This is a genomic window from Streptomyces sp. NRRL B-24085, assembly GCF_001282115.1.
Lineage (GTDB): Bacteria > Actinomycetota > Actinomycetes > Streptomycetales > Streptomycetaceae > Streptomyces.
In genome coordinates this window covers 1-5,432 of the sequence record NZ_LJBR01000368.1, presented here as the reverse complement: position 1 = coordinate 5,432, position 5,432 = coordinate 1, and the positions used below count along the sequence as shown (strand labels likewise).

The following is a 5,432-nucleotide window of genomic DNA, read 5'->3' as shown; positions in this document are numbered from 1 at the left end:
CCGTGGGGGCGTGCCCTGGGGGCGGGCGGTTCGCCGCAGGGAACCCCGCGCGCCCGGCACCGTCGGCCCCCCCCTACCCCATCTGCGACGTCACATGGTCGATCACCGTCCGGAAGTCCTCCGTCGGGGAGAACTCCACGAACTCGCAGTCCTCCAGGGCGACGGGGACATGGCCGGGGCCCCAGTAGTACGCCTGGCCCGCCTCGTACTCCTCCTCGCCGGAGGGCGTGAGCATCCTGAGCCGGCCCTTCAACAGGTAGCCCCAGTGCGGGCATTGGCACGCGTCGCCTTCGAGGCCCTTGAGGGCGGGGCCCATGTCCGTGCCCTCCGGGAGCCGGAGGTAGCCGACGGACATGCCGCCGCCGATGGGCTGGGTGCGCACCTCCACACCGTCGCCCGCGAGGGCGACGGGTACGTCGTCGCGAGTGGCCGCCGTCATGACTCCTCCGCTCCGGCCCCGGGGGGCCTCGGGGAAACGACTCCTGTCCCTTCCAGCCTGGTCCGTGCCCGCGCGGCCCGCGACATCACGATCCGGTCTCGGAGTCTTGCCAATCGTCGTGTAATCGATTCCAATCCTCGGTACACGAACTCGTGTAATCGATTCCACAAGGAGGTGGAGCGGCGATGGCGAGCATCAAGGACGTCGCTGCCGAGGCGGGGGTCTCCGTCGCCACGGTGTCGCGTGTCCTGAACGACCATCCGTCGGTCAGCGCGGACGCACGCACCCGCGTGCTGGCCGCCGTAGAGGCCCTGGGCTACCGCCCGAACGCCGTCGCCCGCTCCCTGCGCACCGACCAGACCCACACCCTCGGCCTGGTCATCAGCGACGTGCTGAACCCCTACTTCACCGAGCTGGCCCGCTCCGTCGAGGAGGAGGCCCGCGCGCTCGGCTACAGCGTGATCATCGGCAACGCCGACGAGCGCCCGGACCTCCAGGACCACCACGTACGCAACCTCCTGGACCGCCGCATCGACGGCCTCCTGGTCTCCCCCACCGACGGCGGCTCCCCGCTGATGCTGGACGCCGTGCGCGCGGGGACCCCGATGGTGTTCGTGGACCGGTGGATCCCGGGCGTGGCCGTGCCGGTGGTCCGGGCCGACGGACGGGCCGCCGTGCGCGACCTCGTGGCCCATCTGCACGGCCTCGGGCACCGCAGGCTCGCCATCATCGCCGGGCCCGCCGCCACCACGACCGGCCAGGAGCGCGTGGCAGCCTTCCGGGAGGCCCTGGAGGCGCACGGCCTGGAACTGCCCGACGCCTACATAGGGCAGGGCGACTTCCAGGCCGAGAGCGGACGGCGGGTCACCGAGGGCTTCCTCGACCTGCCCGAGCCGCCCGAGGTCGTCTTCGCGGCCGACAACCTGATGGCGCTCGGCGCGCTGGACGCCGTACGCGCGCGTGGGCTGCGCGTGCCCGAGGACCTGGCCCTGGCCGCGTTCGACGACATCCCGTGGTTCGTGCACACCGATCCGCCGATCACCGCGATCGCCCAGCCCACGGGCGACCTGGGACGGGCCGCCGTGCGCGCGCTCGTCGACCGCATCGAGGGGCGGCCGCCCGCGTCGGTCACCCTCCCCGCCCGTCTGGTCGTCCGCCGCTCCTGCGGCGAGAACCCCAACCCTGTGCAAAGGAGCACGTCGTGAGCAACGAGGACGAGTTGCTGCGCATCGAGGGCATACGGAAGTCCTTCCCCGGCGTGGTCGCGCTCGACGGCGTCGACTTCGACCTGCGCCGGGGCGAGGTGCACGTACTGCTCGGCGAGAACGGCGCCGGCAAGAGCACGCTGATCAAGATGCTCTCGGGCGCCTACCACCCCGACGAGGGCCGCGTCCTGGTGGACGGCGAGGAGGTGCACATCCGCGGGGCGCAGGACGCCGAGCGGCTCGGCATCGCAACCATCTACCAGGAGTTCAACCTCGTCCCCGACCTCACGGTCGCCGAGAACATCTTCCTGGGCCGCCAGCCGCGCCGCCTCGGAATGATCGACCGGAAGCGGATGGAGGCCGACGCCGAGGTGCTGCTCCAGCGCGTCGGGGTCAACGTGTCGCCCCGCGCGCGTGTGCGTGACCTCGGGATCGCCCGGCTCCAGATGGTCGAGATCGCCAAGGCGCTCAGCCTGGACGCGCGCGTGCTGATCATGGACGAGCCGACCGCCGTGCTCACCTCCGAGGAGGTCGACAAGCTCTTCGCGATCGTGCGCAGGCTGCGCGAGGACGGGGTCGGGATCGTCTTCATCACCCACCACCTGGAGGAGATCGCCGCCCTGGGCGACCGGGTCACGGTCGTCCGGGACGGGAAGTCCGTCGGCCAGGTGCCCGCCACCACGCCCGAGGACGAACTCGTGCGCCTGATGGTGGGGCGGTCGATCGAGCAGCAGTACCCGCGGGAGCGCGGGGACACCGGTTCGGCCCTGCTGAAGGTCGAGGGCCTCACCCGTGACGGCGTCTTCCACGACGTCAGCTTCGAGGTGCACGCCGGTGAGGTCGTCGGCATCGCCGGGCTGGTCGGCGCGGGCCGTACCGAGGTCGTGCGGGCCGTGTTCGGCGCGGACCCGTACGACAGGGGGACCGTGCACGTCGCCGGGACGGCCCTGCGGGGCCATGACGTGGGCGCCGCGATGGCGGCCGGGATCGGCCTGATCCCGGAGGACCGCAAGGGCCAGGGCCTGGTGCTCGACCAGTCGGTCGAGGAGAACCTGGGTCTGGTGACCATGCGCTCGGCGACCCGCGGCGGGCTCGTCGACCTCAAGGGGCAGCGGGCGGCCGCCGCGCGGATCGCCGAGCAGCTCGGGGTGCGGATGGCGGGCCTGCACCAGCATGTGCGGACCCTCTCCGGCGGCAACCAGCAGAAGGTCGTCATCGGCAAGTGGCTGCTCGCCGACACCAAGGTGCTGATCCTCGACGAGCCCACGCGCGGGATCGACGTCGGCGCCAAGGTCGAGATCTACCAGCTCGTCAACGAACTCACCGCGGCCGGTGCCGCCGTCCTCATGATCTCCAGCGATCTGCCCGAGGTGCTCGGCATGAGCGACCGGGTGCTGGTGATGGCCCAGGGCCGGATCGCCGGCGAACTCGACGCCGACGAGGCCACGCAGGACTCCGTGATGGCCCTCGCCGTCAGCACGAACACCGTCAAGACCGACAAGGAGGCCCCCCGTGGCCACTGACACGCTCAGAAGCGGAGCGAGCGCGGGTGGCCTGCGCCGTCTCCTGCTCGACAACGGCGCGCTCACCGCGCTGATCGTCCTCGTCATCGCCATGTCGGCGCTGTCCGGCGACTTCCTGACCACCGACAACCTGCTCAACGTCGGCGTCCAGGCGGCCGTCACCGCCATCCTCGCCTTCGGTGTCACCTTCGTGATCGTCTCGGCGGGCATCGACCTGTCGGTGGGCTCGGTGGCGGCCCTGTCGGCCACCGTCCTCGCCTGGAGCGCCACCTCGCACGGGGTGCCGGTCTTCATAGCCGTCGTCCTCGCCGTGGTGACCGGCATCGCGGCCGGACTCGTCAACGGCTTCCTCATCGCGTACGGCAAGCTCCCGCCGTTCATCGCCACGCTGGCGATGCTCTCGGTGGCCCGCGGTCTGTCGCTGGTGATCTCCGAGGGCTCCCCGATCGCCTTCCCCGACTCCGTCTCGCACCTCGGTGACACGCTCGGCGGCTGGCTGCCGGTGCCCGTCCTGGTCATGGTCGTCATGGGGTTGGTCGCGGCCTTCGTACTGGGCCGGACGTACATCGGCCGCTCCATGTACGCGATCGGCGGCAACGAGGAGGCGGCCCGCCTCTCCGGTCTCCGCGTGAAGAGGCAGAAGCTCGCCATCTACGCCTTCTCCGGTGTGTTCGCGGCCGTCGCGGGTGTCGTGCTCGCCGCGCGGCTGTCCTCGGCCCAGCCGCAGGCCGCCGACGGCTACGAGCTGGACGCGATCGCCGCGGTCGTCATCGGCGGCGCCTCGCTCGCGGGCGGCACCGGCAAGGCGTCCGGGACGCTGATCGGCGCGCTGATCCTCGCGGTGCTGCGCAACGGCCTCAACCTGCTGAACGTGTCCGCGTTCTGGCAGCAGGTCGTCATCGGTGTCGTCATCGCGCTGGCGGTGCTCCTGGACACCCTGCGCCGCAAGGCCGGGGCGACCCCGGTGGCCGCGGGTGCCGGCGGGCCGGGCGGCAAGGGGCGCCAGGCGGCGACGTACGGGCTCGCGGCCGTGGTCACCGTGGCGATCGTCGGCGCGACCTCGTTCCTGCACAACGACTCGTCCTCGACGGCGAACCCGAAGGTGGGCCTGTCGCTGTCGACCCTCAACAACCCGTTCTTCGTGCAGATCCGCTCGGGCGCCCAGGCCGAGGCGAAGAAGCTGGGCGTGGACCTGACCGTCACGGACGCCCAGAACGACGCCTCCCAGCAGGCCAACCAGCTCCAGAACTTCACCAGTTCCAACCTCGGCGCGATCATCGTCAACCCGGTGGACTCGGACGCGGCGAGCAACTCCGTGAAGGCCGCCGACAAGGCGAAGATCCCCGTCATCGCGGTCGACCGGGGCGTCAACAACGCCAGGACGGACGCCCTCGTGGCCTCCGACAACATCGCCGGCGGTGAACTCGCCGCCAGGACCATCGGCGAGAAGCTCGGCGGCAAGGGCAAGATCGTCATCCTCCAGGGCCAGGCCGGCACGTCGGCCGCCCGGGAGCGCGCGGAGGGCTTCGCCAAGGGACTCAAGGCCTACCCGGGCATCCAGGTCGTCGCCCAGCAGCCCGCCGACTTCGACCGCACCAAGGGCCTCGACGTGATGTCGAACCTGCTCCAGGCCCACCCGGACGTCCAGGGCGTCATCGCCGCCAACGACGAGATGGCGCTCGGCGCGATCAAGGCGCTGGGCTCCAAGGCCGGCAAGTCGGTCTCGGTGGTCGGCTTCGACGGCACTCCGGACGGCCTGAACGCGGTCAAGGGCGGCACGTTGTACGCGTCCGTGGCACAGCAGCCCTCCCAACTCGGCAAAATCGCGGTGGACAACGCGCTGAAGGCCCTTGAGGGCAAGAAGGTCGAGGAGACCGTCAAGGTGCCGGTGAAGGTGGTCACCAAGGAGAACGTGGCCGGTTTCACGGGCTGACGACGACGTACGGGCGGGCGGTCGCTTCGACCGCCCGCCCCGCGTCACTGACTAGGGGAGTCATTCATGTACGACTACGACCTTCTGGTCGTAGGGTCGGCCAACGCCGACCTGGTGATCGGCGTGGAGCGGCGGCCGGGGGCCGGCGAGACGGTGCTCGGTTCGGACCTGGCCGTGCACCCGGGGGGCAAGGGCGCCAACCAGGCGGTCGCGGCGGCCCGGCTGGGCGCCCGCACGGCGCTGCTGGCCCGGGTCGGCGACGACGGGCACGGCCGGCTGCTGCTCGACTCGCAGCGGGCGGCCGGGGTCGACACGGTGGGGGTGCTGGTGGG

5 protein-coding genes are annotated in these 5,432 nt (G+C 71.4%); 4 read left to right on the top strand and 1 reads right to left on the bottom strand.

Features of this window, described 5'->3' with window-relative positions; genetic code table 11:
* Positions 1-73 precede the first annotated feature (73 nt).
* A complete protein-coding gene (locus tag AOJ26_RS33120) occupies positions 74-439 on the bottom strand; it encodes a hypothetical protein (protein ID WP_053852066.1) in 366 nt (121 codons plus the stop codon).
* 185 nt (positions 440-624) lie between these two features.
* Here AOJ26_RS33120 and AOJ26_RS33115 point away from each other — a divergent pair, with 185 nt between their 5' ends.
* The 4 genes from AOJ26_RS33115 to AOJ26_RS33100 form a co-directional block, all read left to right on the top strand.
* Positions 625-1,644: a LacI family DNA-binding transcriptional regulator gene (locus tag AOJ26_RS33115; RefSeq protein WP_053852065.1), complete on the top strand. Its 1,020-nt coding sequence runs from the start codon at positions 625-627 to the stop codon at positions 1,642-1,644.
* Complete coding sequence (locus AOJ26_RS33110) at positions 1,641-3,167, top strand: sugar ABC transporter ATP-binding protein (RefSeq protein WP_053852064.1); 1,527 nt, start codon at positions 1,641-1,643, stop codon at positions 3,165-3,167. The genes AOJ26_RS33115 and AOJ26_RS33110 overlap by 4 nt, the downstream gene beginning before the upstream one ends.
* Entirely contained in the window at positions 3,157-5,100 is a 1,944-nt protein-coding gene (locus tag AOJ26_RS33105) for a substrate-binding domain-containing protein (RefSeq protein WP_053852063.1), read from the top strand. Before AOJ26_RS33110 ends, AOJ26_RS33105 begins: the two co-directional genes overlap by 11 nt.
* Before the next feature lie 66 nt (positions 5,101-5,166).
* On the top strand, positions 5,167-5,432 hold a 266-nt coding region (locus AOJ26_RS33100; protein ID WP_234358733.1), incomplete at its 3' end, for a PfkB family carbohydrate kinase.